Genomic DNA, 14,770 nt, shown 5'->3' on the forward strand with positions numbered 1-14,770 from the left:
CCACCAACAGGCACCGCACCAGCAACCGCGCGGAGGTACGCATGCGGCGGACGGATCCCCAGGGGCACGGCCCCGTCCGCTACGGCCCGCCGTTCCCCGTCGACGCGCTCCCCGTCCTGCCCGAACTCGCCGCCGTGCTCGCCGCCGCGGCCGGCCGCCCCGACGCCCAGCCGATCGGCGGCGGCCCCGCCCTCCGCGACGCGGCCCGCGGCTACTGGGCCCGGCGCGGGCTGTCCGCCGAGCCCGACCAGGTGGTCGCCGCGCCCGGCGCCCCGGCCCTGCTGCACGCGCTGACCGCCGCGATCGGCGGCGACGTCCTGGTGCCCCGGCCCTGCGCGGCCTGGTGGGCGCCCCAGGTACGGGCGCTGGGCGGGTCCGTGTTCCACGTGGGCACGCCGGCCGAGTGCGGGGGCGTGCCGGACCCGTACGCCCTGCTGGAGACCGTACGGAGGGTGCGCGCCGAGGGCGGTGATCCCCGGCTGCTCGTGCTGTCCGTGGCGGACGACCCCACGGCCACCGTCGCGCCGCCCGAACTCCTGCACGAGACCGTGGAGGCCGCCGCCGGGGAGGGACTCCACCTGGTCAGCGACGAGACCTGGCGCGACACCCTGCACCGGCCGCAGGACACCGTGCTGCTCAGCCCGGCCGAGATGCTGCCCGACCGGGTCACCGTCGTCACCGACCTGGGCGGCGCGCTGCTGCCGCCGGGCTGGCCCGCCGCCTTCGCCCGCTTCCCCGCGAACGCCACTGGCGACGCCCTACGCGCGCGCGTGCTCGACGTACTCACCGCGCTCGGCGCCCGGATCGCCGAACCGGTCGCCGCCGCGGCCGGCTACGCGCTCGGCGAGAGCGAGCCCGTCACCGAACGGCTCACCGCCTCCGTACGCCTGCACGCGCGCGTGGCGACCGCCGCGCACCACGCGGTCGTCGCCGCGGGCTGTCTGGCCCTGCCGCCGAGATCCGGACGTCATCTGTACGTCGATCTCGGCCCCCTGCGGACCGCGCTCGGCGCCCACGGTGTCGGTGACGCCCAGGAACTGGAGGACTACCTCACCGCCCGGCTCGGGATGCCCGCGCCGGGCGGCCACCGGTTCGGAGACGACCTCGCGGCGCTGCGCGTCCGGCTGGCCACGGGGGCGCTGCTCGGCGACACGCCCGAGGAACGCGCGCAGTCGCTCATTTCACCCGAACCGCTGGAACTGCCACACGTGCGACGTGCGTTGACCCTGATGGGATCGATCTTCGACGGTCTCTGTGACGACGCTCAGCGACGGGAGCCTCCTCGATGACGCAACAGTCCGAGTCGACCACGACGAGCACCAGCCTCAGCGACAGGGCCGGCGACAGGGCCGGCGACAGGTTCAGCATGACGACCGAGGTGTTGCGGCCGCCGCACGGGCACCGGGTGTGGCCCCGGTCCTTCGCCGACCGGCTGACCGCCCCGCTGCCCGGCCTCAGCGGCATGGCCCGATTCGCCCGGGAGGGCGCGGTACGACCGGCCCCGGAAGGCCTCGCGGACATCCCGCGGCTGCCCTTCGCTCCAAGCCCGCTTCCCCGCGTGGACACCCGCACGGTCGCCGTCTCCTGGGCGGGGCACGCCAGTTGGGTGGTCAGGATCGGCGGCCTCACCGTCCTCACCGACCCGGTCTGGTCCCGCCGCATCCTCGGTACGCCGGCCCGGATCACCCCCGTGGGCGTCGCCTGGAGCGCGCTGCCGCGCGTCGACGCCGTCGTCATCAGCCACAACCACTACGACCACCTGGACGCCCCGACGCTGCGCCGACTCCCGCGCGACACCCCGGTGTTCGTGCCGGCGGGGCTCGGCCGCTGGTTCAGGCGCCGCCGGTTCACCCAGGTCACCGAGCTCGACTGGTGGGAGACGGCCGAACTGGGCGGCGTCCGCTTCGACTTCGTACCGGCCCACCACTGGTCCAAGCGTGGCCTCACCGACACCTGCCGCACCCTGTGGGGCGGCTGGGTGCTCACCGACCTGGACGGGCAGCGCGTCTACTTCGCGGGCGACACCGGATACGGCCACTGGTTCACGCGCATCGGGCAGCGCTACCCGGGCATCGACCTCGCGCTGCTGCCGATCGGCGCCTACAACCCGCGCTGGTGGCTCAGCGACGTCCACTGCGACCCGGAGGAGGCGGTCCAGGCCGCCATGGACCTCGGTGCGCGCAGGATGGCGCCCATGCACTGGGCGACCTTCGTCCTGTCCGCCGAGCCGGTCCTCGAACCGCTGACCCGGGTCCGGGCCGCCTGGGAGAAGGCCGGCCTGCCCCGTCAGGACCTGTGGGACCTGCCGGTCGGCGGCTCCCGGGTACTGGCCTGACACACCGGACGGAGCGGCCTGAACGCCCTGCGGGGTCCCTGCCCGACGCGGGCGTTCAGCCCGCTCCGCCGAGCCCCCGTATTCGTCGCCACGCACTCGGCGCCACGCTGATCGTCAGGGTCAGCGCGACCGCCGCCACCACGCCCTGCCAGGGCTCGTTGAAGAGCGAACCGCCCAGGACGCCGATCAACTGGTACGTCGCGGCCCAGGCGAGGCAGGCCGGGACGTCGCCGCGGGCGAAGCGGCGTATCGGCCACTTCGCCATCAGACAGGCCAGCATCACCGGGATACGGCCGGCCGGCACCAACCGCGACAGCACCAGCACCGCCACTCCGTGCTCGCTCAGCTTCCCCTGGGCCTGCGCGAGACGGTCCTCGGGCGCCCGGTTCCGTATCGCGGCCAGCCAGCGCGAGCCGTTCTTCGAGCCCATCCCGCGCCCGCCCAGCCAGTACAGCGCCACATCCCCGAGGAACGCGGCCAGCGAGGCCACCGCGAACACCAGGACCATGGCGAGCGGCGTGGTCTGGTGAAAGGCCACCACCGCCGCCGAACTCACCAGCGCCCCCGTCGGCACCACCGGCACCAGCGCCCCGATCATCACCAGCAGGAACAGCGTCGGATAGCCGATCGCCTGCCCCGCCGACCCCTGCCCCGAGGACACCGCGGCGGCCAGAGAAACGATCACCGCGCGACCTTCAGACGCACGCTCTCCCCATGTCCCAGCCGGTACACGTCGACCTCTGGCGCGCGCTCCGCCGCGAGCCGCACGAACTCCTCACCCGGCGCGTGGAACTCATGGGGGCGCACGGCGTCCATCCCGATCGGCCAGTACGTGCCGTAGTGCACCGGCACCGCGCTGCCGGGTGCCAGCAGGGCCAGCGCCTCGGCGGCCCGCTCCGCGTTCAGATGCCCCGCGCCGAGATACGGGCCCCAGCCGCCCACCGGCAGCAGCGCCGCGTCGACCGGCCCGACCTCCCGCGCCATCGACGCGAACAGGCCCGTGTCCCCGGCGAAATACGTCCGCGCCTCGCCCTCGATCACATAGCCGAGCGCGGGAGCCCGCTGCGGTCCGACATTCAGCCGCCGCCCGTCGTGCAGGGCGGACACGGCCCGTACGACCAGGTCACCGACGTCCGTGCGGTCCCCGGCGACCATCTCCGTGATCCGCAGATGCGCCAGCCGGCGCGCCAGACCCGGCACCGCCTTCGGTGCGCCCCGGGGCACGAGCAGGCGCACGCCCGGCGCGAGGCGCGCGAGGGAGGGCACATGGAGGTGATCGGAGTGCAGATGGGAGACGAGCGCCACGTCCGCGCTCCATGCGCCGGGCGGGGGCAACTCGCCCCGGCGACGGCGCAGATGGGCGAGCCGGCGCACGAACAGGGGATCGGTGAGCACGCGTACGCCCGAGTCCTCGACCGTACAGGTGGCGTGCCCCCACCACGTGATCTCCACCGGCACCCCTTTGCCTCCCTCGTGCGACTCCCCGAAGACTACGGGCAGTAGTAGGGTCGGCGGGAAACCCGGGGCGAGTGGGGAAACCCCGAGGTGAGCGGGGAAGCCCGGAGCTTAGGGGGACGCCATGGGACACGCGTACGCCGCCGTCGGCCTGCCCGGTCCGCTGCCGCGGGTCACCGCGATCGCCAGCCTGACACCGCTCGAGGAGCTCGACGAGGAGCCGTTCCTCGTCGACTCCCGCAGCCAGCACGCGATGTGCGCCCGCTGGGCCGCCGAGCGCGGCTATGTCGTCACCCGGGAGCTGCTCGTCCGGAGTCTGCGCCCCGACCACTGTGCCCTCTGGGACGGCGTCGAGCCGGGCCTGGACCTTTTCGTGGCGCCCAGTCGGCGGGTCCTGGAGCAGGCGCTGACCTCGGTCGACGAGTTCACCGCCGAGTGCGCGCGGCGCGGGGTGCGGGTGGAGACGGTGGGCCGCGCGGAGCCGGCGTACGACGCCCAGATGAAGGCCCGTGTCCACCGCCGCCTGTCCATGCCGACCGCCGGGTACGACGGCCGCTGAACAGGGCACGCCGGAGTCCGTCCCTCCGTTGTGACTGTGACAGGGTGGGCGCAGGCCAGACGTGGGGACGGGCCGGGACGCGAGGTGTGCGGGACGTGGGTGCGGGGCCCTGGCGGCGGATCGCCGGCCAGATCGGGCGGAGCGTCGCGGTGTGGGCCGTGTCGACGCTCACCATGCTGGTGCTCGCCGGCCTCCTGCCCGACTTCCAGATCCGCTCCGGTGACGGCGACAGCGCCACCCGCATCGCCGTCACCGCGGCCTTCGGCGCCGGCGCGTTCGGCCTGCTGTCGGCCCTGGTCTGGCCGGTGCTGGTCCGGCTGCTGCTGCTCGTGCCCGCCCTCGTCCTCGGCCTGCTGGTCTTCTTCCTCAACGGCGCCCTGCTGCTCGTCGCCCTGCGGCTGACCCCGGCCGACCGCCCCGAGGCGGCCCCGGAGACGGCGGTGGTGGTCGCCGCGGTGATGTCTGCTGTGGCCTCCGCGACGGGCGCGGCCCTGGCCGTACGGGACGACGACGCCTACCGGAGGCGCCTCTACCGGCTCGCCGACCGACGCGGTACCGCACGGCCGTTCGAGGGTCCGACGATGCCCGGCGTGGTGTTCCTGCAACTCGACGGCGTCGGTCACGACGTCCTGGTGCGGGCCGTGGAGAAGGGGCTGATGCCGACCGTCGCGGGCTGGCTCGGCGCAGGCCACCGGCTCACCCCCTGGCGCACCGACTGGTCCAGTCAGACCGGCGCCAGCCAGCTCGGCATCCTGCACGGCACCAACCACGACATCCCGGCCTTCCGCTGGTACGAGAAGACCACCGGCGAGGTCGTGGTCTGCAACCGGCCCACCAGCGCCGCCGAACTCCAGCGCCGGGCCGTCGAACACACCGGCGACGGCGGTCTGCTCACCGTCGACGGGGCCAGCCGGGGCAACCTCTTCAGCGGCGGTGCCGACGAGCAGGCCCTCGTGCTGTCCATCGCGGGCCGCCGGCGCGGCCGGGAGAACCGTTCCCGCGCGGGCTACTTCGCCTACTTCTCCGACCCCGCCAACGCCGTCCGCACCGCCTTGTCCTTCGTCGCCGAAGTGGGCCGCGAGATCGGCCAGTCGACGGTGGCCAGGGTGCGCAAACGGCGTCCGCGCGTGGCACGCGGTGGTCTCTACCCCTTCATCCGCGCCTTCGCGACCGTCGTGGAGCGGGACGTGGTCGTCGCCGCCGTGATGGGCGACATGCTCGCCGGACGCACCGCCGTCTACGCCGACCTGGTCGCCTACGACGAGGTCGCCCACCACTCCGGGCCGCACAGCAGGGACGCGGAGAAGGTCCTCCAACGCCTCGACCGTTGCGCCGCGTTGATCGCACAGGTCGCCGAGCACGCGCCACGCCCCTACCGGATCGTCCTCCTCTCCGACCACGGGCAGAGCCCCGGCGAGACCTTCCGGGGGCGGTACGGGCTCAGCCTCGGGGATCTGGTCCGGGCCGGCTGCGGTCTGCCCGTGCCGCGCAGGGCGGGGCGCACCCACAGCGGGGCCGAGGCGCGGGCCGCCGTGCGCGCGGCGCTGCGCCGGCCCGTCGAGGAGGACGGCGGGCGGCACGTACCCCCGGGCCGCCACTCCGAACCGCTGGTGCTCGCCTCGGGCAACCTCGGGCTCATCTCCTTCCCGGACGTGCACCACCGGATGACCAAGGAGGAGATCGACGCCCGCCATCCCGCGCTGCTGACCACCCTCGCCAACCATCCCGGCGTCGGCTTCGTCCTCGTCGGCAGCGAGGAGCACGGCGGGCTGGTGCTGGGCGCGCACGGCGCCGAGATCCCGGTGGACGCGCTGGACGAACAAGGCGACGAACCCCCCGGTCCGCTGGCCGACTTCGGGCCCGGCGCGGCGAGCGCGGTGCGCCGTACGCACTCCTTTCCGCACACCGCCGACATCATGGTCAACTCCTGGTACGACCCCGCAGAGGGCGAGGTGCTCGCCTTCGAGGAACAGATCGGCTCGCACGGCGGACTCGGCGGTGCCCAGGGCAGACCGTTCCTGCTGGCGCCCCGCGCGCTGTCACCGGCGGTCGCGGAGGGGGAGGAGCTCGTCGGCGCCGAGCACATCCACCGCGTACTGCGACGCTGGCTGCGTGAGTGCAACGGCCCGCAGGTGCCCATCGAGATCCCAAGGGACCCCACGGACCAGCAGGTCGCCTAGGCCCTGCCGTTCGCGGGGCCGCCGGAAAACCGGCTGCGCTCGTCCGTCCGCGTACCCACACTGTTCGTACCGGACCTCGCGCCTACGCGCGCTCCGTCGTCCACGAACCCCTGGAGTACCTGCGTGCAGGCTGCCGTCACTGTCACCCCCGCCCGGATTCCGGAGCTGCTGCTCGGTCTCGCGACCGTGCGGCCCGTGTTCCTCTGGGGCGCTCCGGGTATCGGAAAGTCCTCCCTGGTAAGGGAGTTCGCCGAGTCCCTGGGACTGGACTGCGTGAGCCTGCTCGGTACCCAGCTGGCGCCGGAGGACCTGATCGGCGTACCGCAGATCCGGGACGGGCGGTCCGTGTTCTGCCCGCCGGAGGCCATCGCCCGGGACGAGCCGTACTGCCTGTTCCTGGACGAGCTGAACGCGGCCACACCGGACGTCCAGAAGGCGTTCTACTCGCTGATCCTCGAACGCCGCATCGGCAGCTACGAGCTGCCGAAGGGCTCGATCGTGATCGGCGCCGGCAACCGCGCCACCGACAACGCTCTCGCCCGGCCCATCGCCTCCGCCCTGATCAACCGCCTCGCCCACGTCCACCTGGAGGCCTCGCCGAAGGACTGGCTGGTCTGGGCCGCGAACAACGACATCCACCCATGGGTCGTGGACCACGTCACCGACCGGCCCGACCACCTCTGGTCCAAGCCGCCGAAGACCGAGGAGCCCTTCTCCACGCCCCGCTCCTGGCACATGCTCTCCGACGCCCTGCACTCCTTCGGGCCCGCGCTCGACGAGGAGACCCTCAAGGTGATCGCGCACGGCACGCTGACGCCGACGCACGCCACCGCGTTCTGCGGCTACGTCAAGATCGTGCGCAGCCGCTTCGGCATCGACGCGATCATCAAGGGCGACGCGAGTTGGCCCCACCGCGTGGAGGACCGCGACCTGCTCTACTACCTCGCCGAGTCGTTCCGGGGCCGACTGGTCAAGGAACTCCCCGTCAGCAAGGGGCACATGTCGCCGAACGGGCGGGAGGCCGCGTACCGCGCCAAGTCGCTGCTCGTGCAGCTCGCCGAGATCTCGGTGGAGGTCGCGCAGAGCGTCATCGCCGCCGACGCCGACGGCAACCCCCTGCTGCCCGCCTGGTTCCTGGTCGAAGCGGCGCGGGACATGCCCCGGCTGGTGGAGGCTCGGCGGTGAGCCGGGCGCGGGGGCCGGAGAAGCGCAAGAAGGACCTCGCCAGGGAGGCGTTCGAGGCCGGGCTGGCCCTGGTGCGCGCCAACCCGGCACTCGGTTCGATGGAGTTCCGCACCTGCCGCAGCGAGAAATGCGTCCGGTCACCCGTCGACGGTCTGGTGCGCACGGACTCCGACGGGATCCTGCATGTCCACCCCACCCGGCGGGCCGAACCCGCGGAATGGGCGTGGGCGGTCGCGCACGGCCTCATCCATCTCGGCTTCGGGCATGTCCCGGCGGCGAAGGGCAAGCGTGTCCAGCCCGACCGCTACGACGTCACCGCCCGCTGCGTCGTCGTCAACCGTTTCCTGCTCGGCTTCTCCATCGGCTCCGCCCCCGAACTCCTGCCGGACGCCTACCCCGACGGCGACGAGGAGCAGCTCGCCGCCCGCTGGCGACGCGCGGGCTCCGTCCCGGCAGCGTTCGAGCGCTGCGGTACGGCGGGCAGCGAACCCGACCAGTGGCTCGAACCGTACGACAAGTGGGCCCCGTCGGTCCCCGACTGGCAGCTCGCCTTCGCCCACGCCCTGACCCGCACGATGGCGACGGCCATGGACGTGGCCGGCGGCCGACGCGAGTCGATGTCCGACGACCCGGCTCAACGACGGCCCTGGCAGGCGGCGTTGAGCTGGTTCGTCACCTCCTATCCGCTGCTCGGTGGGATCGCGTCCGGCATCAAGCTCGTCGCCGACCTCGAACTGGCCCAGGCTCATGGGATCTCCGTCGCCGCGGTGAACCCGGAGGCGGGCGAGATCTACATCAACCCGCTGCGTCAACTCACGGCCGAGGAATGGCGGTTCGTCCTCGCCCACGAGATGCTGCACGCCGCCCTGCGCCACGGCGACCGCTGCGGCACCCGGGACCCGTATCTCTTCAACGTCGCCTGCGACTACGTCATCAACGGCTGGCTGACCGAGATGGACGTCGGCGACGCGCCCGAAGGGCTGCTGCACGACCCCGAGTTGAAGGGCCTCTCGGCGGAGGAGGTGTACGACCGGATCGCGAAGGACCTGCGCCGGATGCGCCGGCTGTCCACGCTGCGCGGGAAGGGCGCCTGTGACGTCCTGGGCGCTCCGCTCGGCTCGCCGCGCGACTACGTCGACCTCGACGAGTTCTACCGGCGCGGCCTCGGCCAGGGACTGAACCTGCACCAGCAGCACGAACGCGGGTACCTGCCGGGCGGGTTGGTGGAGGAGATCCGCGCGCTGAACCATCCACCGCTGCCCTGGGACGCCCAACTCGCCCGCTGGTTCGACGAGTTCGTGCCGCGCCCGGAGCCCGTACGGTCGTATGCTCGCCCCTCGCGCCGCCAGTCGTCCACCCCCGACATCCCGCGCGCGGGGCGGCACTTCCCGCCCGAGGAGATCGCCCGCTGCACCTTCGGGGTCGTACTCGACACCTCCGGATCCATGGACCGGACACTGCTCGGGAAGGCGCTGGGCGCGATCGCCTCCTACGCCGGCGCACGCGACGTACCGGCGGCGCGCGTCGTGTTCTGCGATTCCGCCGCGCACGACGCGGGCTATCTGCCCGTCGCCGAGATCGCCGGACGGGTCCGGGTGCGCGGGCGCGGCGGAACCGTGCTGCAGCCGGGCGTCGACCTGTTGCACCGGGCCGACGACTTTCCGCCGGGGGCGCCCATGCTGGTGATCACGGACGGCTGGTGCGACGTCCTGCGGGTGCGGCGCGAGCACGCCTATCTGATTCCGCACGGCGCTCGGCTGCCGTTCACCGCACGTGGGCCGGTCTTTCGCGTGCAGTGAGCCGGAAGTGGGCCGGAGTGTGATCGGATGGGGGATACGGACCCCGGCATCGGGACCACACGCGAAAGGAAGAACCGTGGCTACCACGCGCTCTGCACACACCGTCTGGGAAGGCAACCTGCTGGAGGGCAGCGGCGTTGTCACCTTCGACTCCTCCGGCGCCATCGCCGAGCAGCCCGTGACGTGGGCCTCCCGCGCCCAGGACGCGAACGGCAAGACGAGCCCGGAGGAGCTGATCGCCGCCGCCCACTCCAGTTGCTTCTCCATGGCGTTCTCGCACGCCCTGGCCGGCGCCGGCACCCCGGCCACCAAGCTCCTGACCTCGGCCGACGTCGTCTTCCAGCCGGGTGAGGGCATCACCGGCATCCACCTCACCGTGGAGGGCACCGTGCCCGGCATCGACGAGGACGCCTTCGTCGCCGCCGCCGAGAACGCCAAGGAGAACTGCCCGGTCAGCAAGGCCCTGACCGGCACGACGATCACCCTGTCGGCGAAGCTCGCCTGACGCCGCTCACACCCCTGCCGCGCCCCTCGATCCGAGGGGCGCGGCAGGGGCGTTTCCGGGGTACCTCAGGGGGCTCTTTTCAGGGCTTGCGGGCCACTCCCGCGTACACCGGCACGATGCCCTCCGCCTGGGCTGCCACGTCCTCCGGCTCCGGGCGCCAGCCGTAGACGGGGATGATGCCGGGGCCCAGCAGTTCGAGACCGTCGAAGAAGCGGTGGAACTCGGCGAGCGGGCGCGGGAAGAAGGGGGTGCCGCTGCGCCGGAAGTGCTCGGCCGCCTTCGCGATGGCCTCGGGACTGAGGTCCGGGGTGACCTGCGAGAGGACCAGGTAGCTGCCCGGGGCGAGCGCGTCGACGTACGTCTTCAGCAGGCCGTGCACATCGTCGCCGTCGGTCTCGTCGCCCAGGTAGTGGGTCAGCGCGACCAGCGACAGCGCGACAGGCCGGGTGAAGTCCAGGGACTCCGCGGCCAGGCGCAGGATCGTCTCCGGGTCGCGGGCGTCGGCGTGCACGTACTCGGTCGTGCCCTCGGGCGTGCCGCGCAGCAGGGCCTGGGCGTGCCGCAGGACGATCGGGTCGTTGTCCGCGTACACCACCTTGGCGTCGGGGGCGACGCTCTGGGCGATCTGGTGCAGGTTCGGCTCGGTGGGGATGCCCGTACCGATGTCCAGGAACTGGCGGATGCCGGCCTCGGCGGCGGTCCGTGTCGCCCGCTGCATGAACCGGCGGTTGGCGCGCGCGCCGCGCAGCACCGTGCCGTCCACGGCGAGGATCCGGCGGGCCAGCTCCTCGTCCACCGGGTAGTTGTCCTTGCCGCCGAGCCACCAGTCGTAGACCCGGGCCGGGTGGGGTCTGCTGGTGTCCACGCGGGTGGGCGCGCCCTCGGGTGCGGTCATACGGTGTGTGCTCCTCAAGTCCCGTGCGTTTCAAGTGCCGTGCGCTTCAAGTCCGTGCGTTCGGCGCGGTGGATCGGCGGATCAGTAGCCGTCGCGGTACTCGGCGATGATCTCCTTGGTGCGCTGGGCCGACGCGGCACCCGCCGTCATGTGGTCCAGCACCTCCAGATGCGAGGCGACCTCCCGGCGGGAGTCCAGATAGAGCGCACCCGTCAGGTACTCGGTGTAGACCATGTCGGGCAGTTCCGGCTCGGCGAAGCGGAACAACTCGAAGGGCGCCGATGTACCCGGATGCGGGCCGTCCCTGAACTCGGCGACCTGGATGGTGACATGGCCGCTCTCCGACGCGTCGAGGAGCCGGTCCAGCTGGTCGCGCATGACCTTGCCGTCGATGCTCACGGGCCGCCGCAGCACCGTCTCGTCGACGATGACCCAGAGGTGGGGCGGGTGTTCGCGGGTGAGGAGCTTCTGCCGGGCCATGCGCAGCGACACGTGCCGCTCGACCGCCTCGGGACCCGTGTGCCCGATCGTCCCCGCCTCCATGACGGCACGCGCGTACTCGGGGGTCTGCAACAGGCCAGGCACGAAGTGCGGTTCGTAGGACCGGATCAGCCGGGCGGAGCCCTCCAGGCTCACATGCAGGCTGAACCAGTCGGGCAGGACGTCGGAGAAGCGCTGCCACCAGCCGGGCTCGTTCGCCTCCTCGGCCAGCTCCACGAACATGGCCACTTCGTCCTCGGGCACGCCGTACGCCGTCAACAGCACGTGCACATACGGGATCTTGAGGGAGACCTCGGCCATTTCCATCCGCCGTACGGTCGCCGAAGCCACCCGCAGAACCCGCGCGGCCTCTTCCCGCTTCAGCCCCGCCGCCTCGCGCAGTTCCTGGAGCCGCCTCCCGAGCACCACTTGGCCCACGGTGGGCGCAGCCCGCCGCTCACTCACGCCACGCCTCCCCTACGCGCCAGTATCGCGAGCAGTGTGTCATGTTCCGCTGTCGTCTTGACAGGTTCGAGCCACGGTGGATTACCCGGGAGGTAATCGACCCCGGAGAGGCCGCGAGCAAGAGTGGTGTCAACGGGTTCCGGGGCGGCGCACTCCGGTCCGGAACCCGGGTTCAGGTCGCAGGTCCCGCTGAGACTGAGACTGAGACTGAGATGGAGACGGCGAGTGCGAGTGCGACTACGCATACGACCTCGACCTGGACCTCGACGACTACCACTACAACCACCACCACCACCACGACCTCGACGGAGGGGATTCGCCATGTCCGGAACCCAGTTCGCCACGTTCGCCTCCCGGACCACCGAACCGCCGGTGATGCTGCGCCGCTTCCTGGCGCTGGACGCGCTGGTCACCGGGGTGAACGCGGTCGCGTACCTGGTGGCGGCCGGACCGCTCGCCCGCCTCTTCGGCGTCGGCTCGGCGTTGCTGCTCGAAATCGGCCTCTTCCTCGCCGTGTTCGCCGGCGCCGTCGGCTGGCTGGCCTCGCGTGCACGACCGGCCGTACTGGCGGTGCGAGCCGTGATCGAGATCAACGTCGTCTGGGCAGTCCTCAGCTGCGTCGCGGTGGTGCTGTGGATCACCCCGAGCACGGCCGGAGCGGTCTGGGCGTTGTTGCAGGCCGCGGTCGTGGCCGGATTCGCCGCGCTGCAGTATGTGTCACTGCGGGCCCATCGCTGACGAGCCGTCAACTCGCCTCAGCTCACCACCGACCGATCAGCAACTCATCGTCGAGTGAAGGTACTTGACCGTCGCCGGGTCGGCCGGGAGGAGCGTCTCGATGGCCAGCTCGGCGACCGTGATGTCCATCGGGGTGTTGAAGGTGGAGATCGACGAGACGAAGGAGAGCAGTTGCCCGTCGTGCTCGATCCGCATCGGCAGCGCGAACGTGGACGCGGAGTCGGGCGCCGGGTCCGCCTGGCCGCCCTTCGCCTCCGGAACCGGGTACGCGGCGACCTCCTCGTACAGCGCGCGCAGCGGGGCCGAGCGGTGCAGGGCGATCTGGCGTTCCATCTGGGCGAGCAGGTGCCCGCGCCACTCGGGGAGGTTCCGGATGCGTGGGGCGAGGCCCTCCGGGTGCAGGGTCAGGCGCATCGCGTTCAGCGGGGGCGCCAGCACGGACTCGGGGAGACCCTCGACGAGCATGAGGATGCCGCGGTTGGCGGCCAGGACGTCGTACGTGGCGTCGACGACGAACGCCGGGTAGGGCTCGTACCCCTGGATCAGCCGCTCGACGCCTTCACGCAGGGACTCCAGTGCCGGGTCGTCGAGCGGCGTCTCGCGGTAGCGGGGCGCGTAACCGGCGGACAGCAGAAGGGCGTTGCGCTCCCGGACCGGGATGTCGAGATGCTCCGCCAGCCGCAGGAGCAGTTCCTCGCTGGGGCGGGAGCGGCCCGTCTCGACGAAGCTGATGTGGCGGGCGGACGAGTCGGCCCGCAGCGCCAGTTCGAGCTGGGTGACCCGCCGCCGCTCCCGCCAGGCCCGCAGCAGCGGGCCGATTCCGTCGTGCGTCCTGTCCGAGGAGGCGGTGGGGCGGGCGGCGCGGCCGATGGGGAGCGTGGTCATACGACGACGGTAGCCGAGGAGCGGGGCGCGACGGGTGCGGACGCGTGCGCCGGCCGGGCTTCGAAATGGTCATCGGGAACCCCCATGACCTGGGCCGGAACGCTCCGCCTGTGGCACGCTGGAAGGGCACCCCACCACAGGGAAGGAGCGTGGTCATGCCCGTCGAACCGCTGTCGCAGAAGGAGATCGAGGACCGACTGGACGAGCTGCCGGGCTGGACGCTCGACGGAGACCGGATCGCCCGCTCCTACCGTCTCGGCTCGCACTTCGCCGCGACGGCGCTGGTCATTCACATCGCCCAGGTCCAGGAGGAACTGGACCACCACTCGGACCTCAGCCTCGGCTACAACACCGTGTCACTCACCGTGAACACCCACAGCGTGGGAGGTGCGGTCACGGACCTCGATTTCGAGCTCGCCCGAAGAGTCGAGGACCTCGCACCGGGCCATGGGGCGAGCTGACCGGCCGCGGGATCGCGATCGTGCTGGACTACAGCCAGGAGGCGGAGCTGTACGACGCCTTGCGCGGCGGCGAGCCGAGGGCGGCGGCCGCCGCGGAGGCCGTACTGAGCCTCGTACCCGAACAGACGCGCAGCCTGCTCGACGTGGGGTGCGGGACGGGCATCGTGACCCGGCGGCTGGCGGAGGGGCGGGCCGGGATGCGGGTGGCGGGCGTCGACCTGAACGCCGCGATGGCCAGCAGGGCCGCCGCCCGGCTCCCCGGGGCCGTCGTGCTCGCCGACTGTCGTCAACTTCCTATTCCGGATGGTCAGTTGGACGCGGTGACCAGTGTGTGGCTGCTGCATCTCGCCGGGCCGGACGAGAACGTCCGGGCCGTCATCGCGGAGTGCGCGCGGGTGCTGCGGCCGGGCGGGGTGTACGTCACGACCGTCGACAAGGGCGCCTCGCACAACGTGGGCAGTGACATCGACGCCGTGCTCGCCTCGCGGCCCTGGCGTGCGCCGCCGGACGCGGCCGCTGTCGTCGAGGCGCACGCCGTCGGCCACGGGCTGGTGCCGGTCGGTGAGGCGCGATTCCGGGGGCACGGGCAGGGGCGCAGTCCCCGGCGGACCGTCGCTGACCTGCGGCGCGGCTGGTTCATGACGTTACCGCCGGGCGACCCCCTGGCCGACGGCTTCGCCGCCCGTCTGGGGGCGCTGCCCGACCAGGACCGGCCCCGCCCGGACCCGGTGTTCACGCTGCGGGCGTTCCGGAAGGCGTAGGGGGCCCTTGTGGACCGGCGCCGGTGCGAGCCCAGGTGCCGGTGGGCGTGTGCTCCGCCGAGCGCAC

General features: G+C 72.4%; 15 protein-coding genes. 10 read left to right on the plus strand and 5 right to left on the minus strand.

Going from position 1 to position 14,770, the window contains the following annotated elements:
• The first annotated feature begins 41 nt into the window (after window positions 1-41).
• Window positions 42-1,289, plus strand: a complete 1,248-nt coding sequence (locus ADL01_RS04540) for an aminotransferase class I/II-fold pyridoxal phosphate-dependent enzyme (protein ID WP_053740570.1) — start codon at window positions 42-44, stop codon at window positions 1,287-1,289.
• Entirely contained in the window at window positions 1,286-2,335 is a 1,050-nt protein-coding gene (locus tag ADL01_RS04545; RefSeq protein ID WP_053740571.1) for an MBL fold metallo-hydrolase, read from the plus strand. The genes ADL01_RS04540 and ADL01_RS04545 overlap by 4 nt, the downstream gene beginning before the upstream one ends.
• Before the next feature lie 55 nt (window positions 2,336-2,390).
• Here the strand turns inward: ADL01_RS04545 and ADL01_RS04550 are convergent, their stop codons facing one another.
• The gene (locus ADL01_RS04550) at window positions 2,391-3,017 is read right to left on the minus strand and encodes a VTT domain-containing protein (RefSeq protein ID WP_053740643.1); all 627 of its coding nucleotides are present in this window, start codon (window positions 3,015-3,017) and stop codon (window positions 2,391-2,393) included.
• Entirely contained in the window at window positions 3,017-3,793 is a 777-nt protein-coding gene (locus tag ADL01_RS04555) for an MBL fold metallo-hydrolase (protein ID WP_053740572.1), read from the minus strand. The genes ADL01_RS04550 and ADL01_RS04555 overlap by 1 nt, the downstream gene beginning before the upstream one ends.
• Before the next feature lie 121 nt (window positions 3,794-3,914).
• Here ADL01_RS04555 and ADL01_RS04560 point away from each other — a divergent pair, with 121 nt between their 5' ends.
• The 5 genes from ADL01_RS04560 (at window position 3,915) to ADL01_RS04580 (ending at window position 10,018) form a co-directional block, all read left to right on the plus strand.
• Window positions 3,915-4,349 carry a hypothetical protein gene (locus ADL01_RS04560; protein ID WP_053740573.1) on the plus strand — a complete coding sequence of 145 codons (435 nt, stop codon included), beginning with the start codon at window positions 3,915-3,917 and terminating at the stop codon, window positions 4,347-4,349.
• Between the two features lie 95 nt (window positions 4,350-4,444).
• Window positions 4,445-6,529, plus strand: a complete 2,085-nt coding sequence (locus ADL01_RS04565) for an alkaline phosphatase family protein (protein WP_267889896.1) — start codon at window positions 4,445-4,447, stop codon at window positions 6,527-6,529.
• Between the two features lie 123 nt (window positions 6,530-6,652).
• Window positions 6,653-7,714 carry an ATP-binding protein gene (locus ADL01_RS04570; RefSeq protein ID WP_053740574.1) on the plus strand — a complete coding sequence of 354 codons (1,062 nt, stop codon included), beginning with the start codon at window positions 6,653-6,655 and terminating at the stop codon, window positions 7,712-7,714.
• On the plus strand, window positions 7,711-9,513 hold the full coding sequence (locus tag ADL01_RS04575; protein WP_053740575.1) for a DUF2201 family putative metallopeptidase: 1,803 nt from the start codon (window positions 7,711-7,713) through the stop codon (window positions 9,511-9,513). Before ADL01_RS04570 ends, ADL01_RS04575 begins: the two co-directional genes overlap by 4 nt.
• 76 nt (window positions 9,514-9,589) lie before the next feature.
• The gene (locus ADL01_RS04580) at window positions 9,590-10,018 is read left to right on the plus strand and encodes an OsmC family protein (RefSeq protein WP_053740576.1); all 429 of its coding nucleotides are present in this window, start codon (window positions 9,590-9,592) and stop codon (window positions 10,016-10,018) included.
• A gap of 79 nt (window positions 10,019-10,097) precedes the next feature.
• Here ADL01_RS04580 and ADL01_RS04585 read toward each other — a convergent pair whose 3' ends face one another.
• Entirely contained in the window at window positions 10,098-10,913 is an 816-nt protein-coding gene (locus ADL01_RS04585) for an SAM-dependent methyltransferase (protein WP_053740577.1), read from the minus strand.
• Window positions 10,914-10,994: 81 nt separating this feature from the next.
• The gene (locus ADL01_RS04590; RefSeq protein ID WP_078960323.1) at window positions 10,995-11,858 is read right to left on the minus strand and encodes a helix-turn-helix domain-containing protein; all 864 of its coding nucleotides are present in this window, start codon (window positions 11,856-11,858) and stop codon (window positions 10,995-10,997) included.
• A 321-nt stretch (window positions 11,859-12,179) separates the two neighbouring features.
• Here ADL01_RS04590 and ADL01_RS04595 point away from each other — a divergent pair, with 321 nt between their 5' ends.
• On the plus strand, window positions 12,180-12,596 hold the full coding sequence (locus ADL01_RS04595; RefSeq protein WP_053740579.1) for a hypothetical protein: 417 nt from the start codon (window positions 12,180-12,182) through the stop codon (window positions 12,594-12,596).
• 36 nt (window positions 12,597-12,632) lie between these two features.
• Here ADL01_RS04595 and ADL01_RS04600 read toward each other — a convergent pair whose 3' ends face one another.
• Complete coding sequence (locus tag ADL01_RS04600; RefSeq protein WP_053740580.1) at window positions 12,633-13,481, minus strand: helix-turn-helix domain-containing protein; 849 nt, start codon at window positions 13,479-13,481, stop codon at window positions 12,633-12,635.
• A gap of 155 nt (window positions 13,482-13,636) precedes the next feature.
• On the opposite strand from ADL01_RS04600, the gene ADL01_RS04605 reads away from it, so the two are divergent.
• Both ADL01_RS04605 and ADL01_RS04610 read left to right on the plus strand, forming a co-directional pair.
• Window positions 13,637-13,942 (plus strand): 4a-hydroxytetrahydrobiopterin dehydratase, encoded by a 306-nt coding sequence (locus ADL01_RS04605; protein WP_053740581.1) that lies wholly within the window; start codon window positions 13,637-13,639, stop codon window positions 13,940-13,942.
• 20 nt (window positions 13,943-13,962) lie between these two features.
• A complete protein-coding gene (locus ADL01_RS04610) occupies window positions 13,963-14,703 on the plus strand; it encodes a class I SAM-dependent methyltransferase (RefSeq protein WP_053740582.1) in 741 nt (246 codons plus the stop codon).
• The last annotated feature ends 67 nt before the right edge of the window (window positions 14,704-14,770 follow it).

This window comes from Streptomyces sp. NRRL WC-3618 (assembly GCF_001280005.1).
Taxonomy (GTDB): domain Bacteria; phylum Actinomycetota; class Actinomycetes; order Streptomycetales; family Streptomycetaceae; genus Streptomyces.

What these genes read in the sequence shown, in the direction of transcription:
- ADL01_RS04595 (WP_053740579.1), top strand. Translation starts at nt 12,180, where the DNA reads ATGTCCGGAACCCAGTTCGCCACGTTCGCCTCCCGGACCACCGAACCG.
- ADL01_RS04600 (WP_053740580.1), bottom strand. Translation starts at nt 13,481, where the DNA reads ATGACCACGCTCCCCATCGGCCGCGCCGCCCGCCCCACCGCCTCCTCG.
- ADL01_RS04545 (WP_053740571.1), top strand. Translation starts at nt 1,286, where the DNA reads ATGACGCAACAGTCCGAGTCGACCACGACGAGCACCAGCCTCAGCGAC.
- ADL01_RS04540 (WP_053740570.1), top strand. Translation starts at nt 42, where the DNA reads ATGCGGCGGACGGATCCCCAGGGGCACGGCCCCGTCCGCTACGGCCCG.
- ADL01_RS04605 (WP_053740581.1), top strand. Translation starts at nt 13,637, where the DNA reads ATGCCCGTCGAACCGCTGTCGCAGAAGGAGATCGAGGACCGACTGGAC.
- ADL01_RS04560 (WP_053740573.1), top strand. Translation starts at nt 3,915, where the DNA reads ATGGGACACGCGTACGCCGCCGTCGGCCTGCCCGGTCCGCTGCCGCGG.
- ADL01_RS04585 (WP_053740577.1), bottom strand. Translation starts at nt 10,913, where the DNA reads ATGACCGCACCCGAGGGCGCGCCCACCCGCGTGGACACCAGCAGACCC.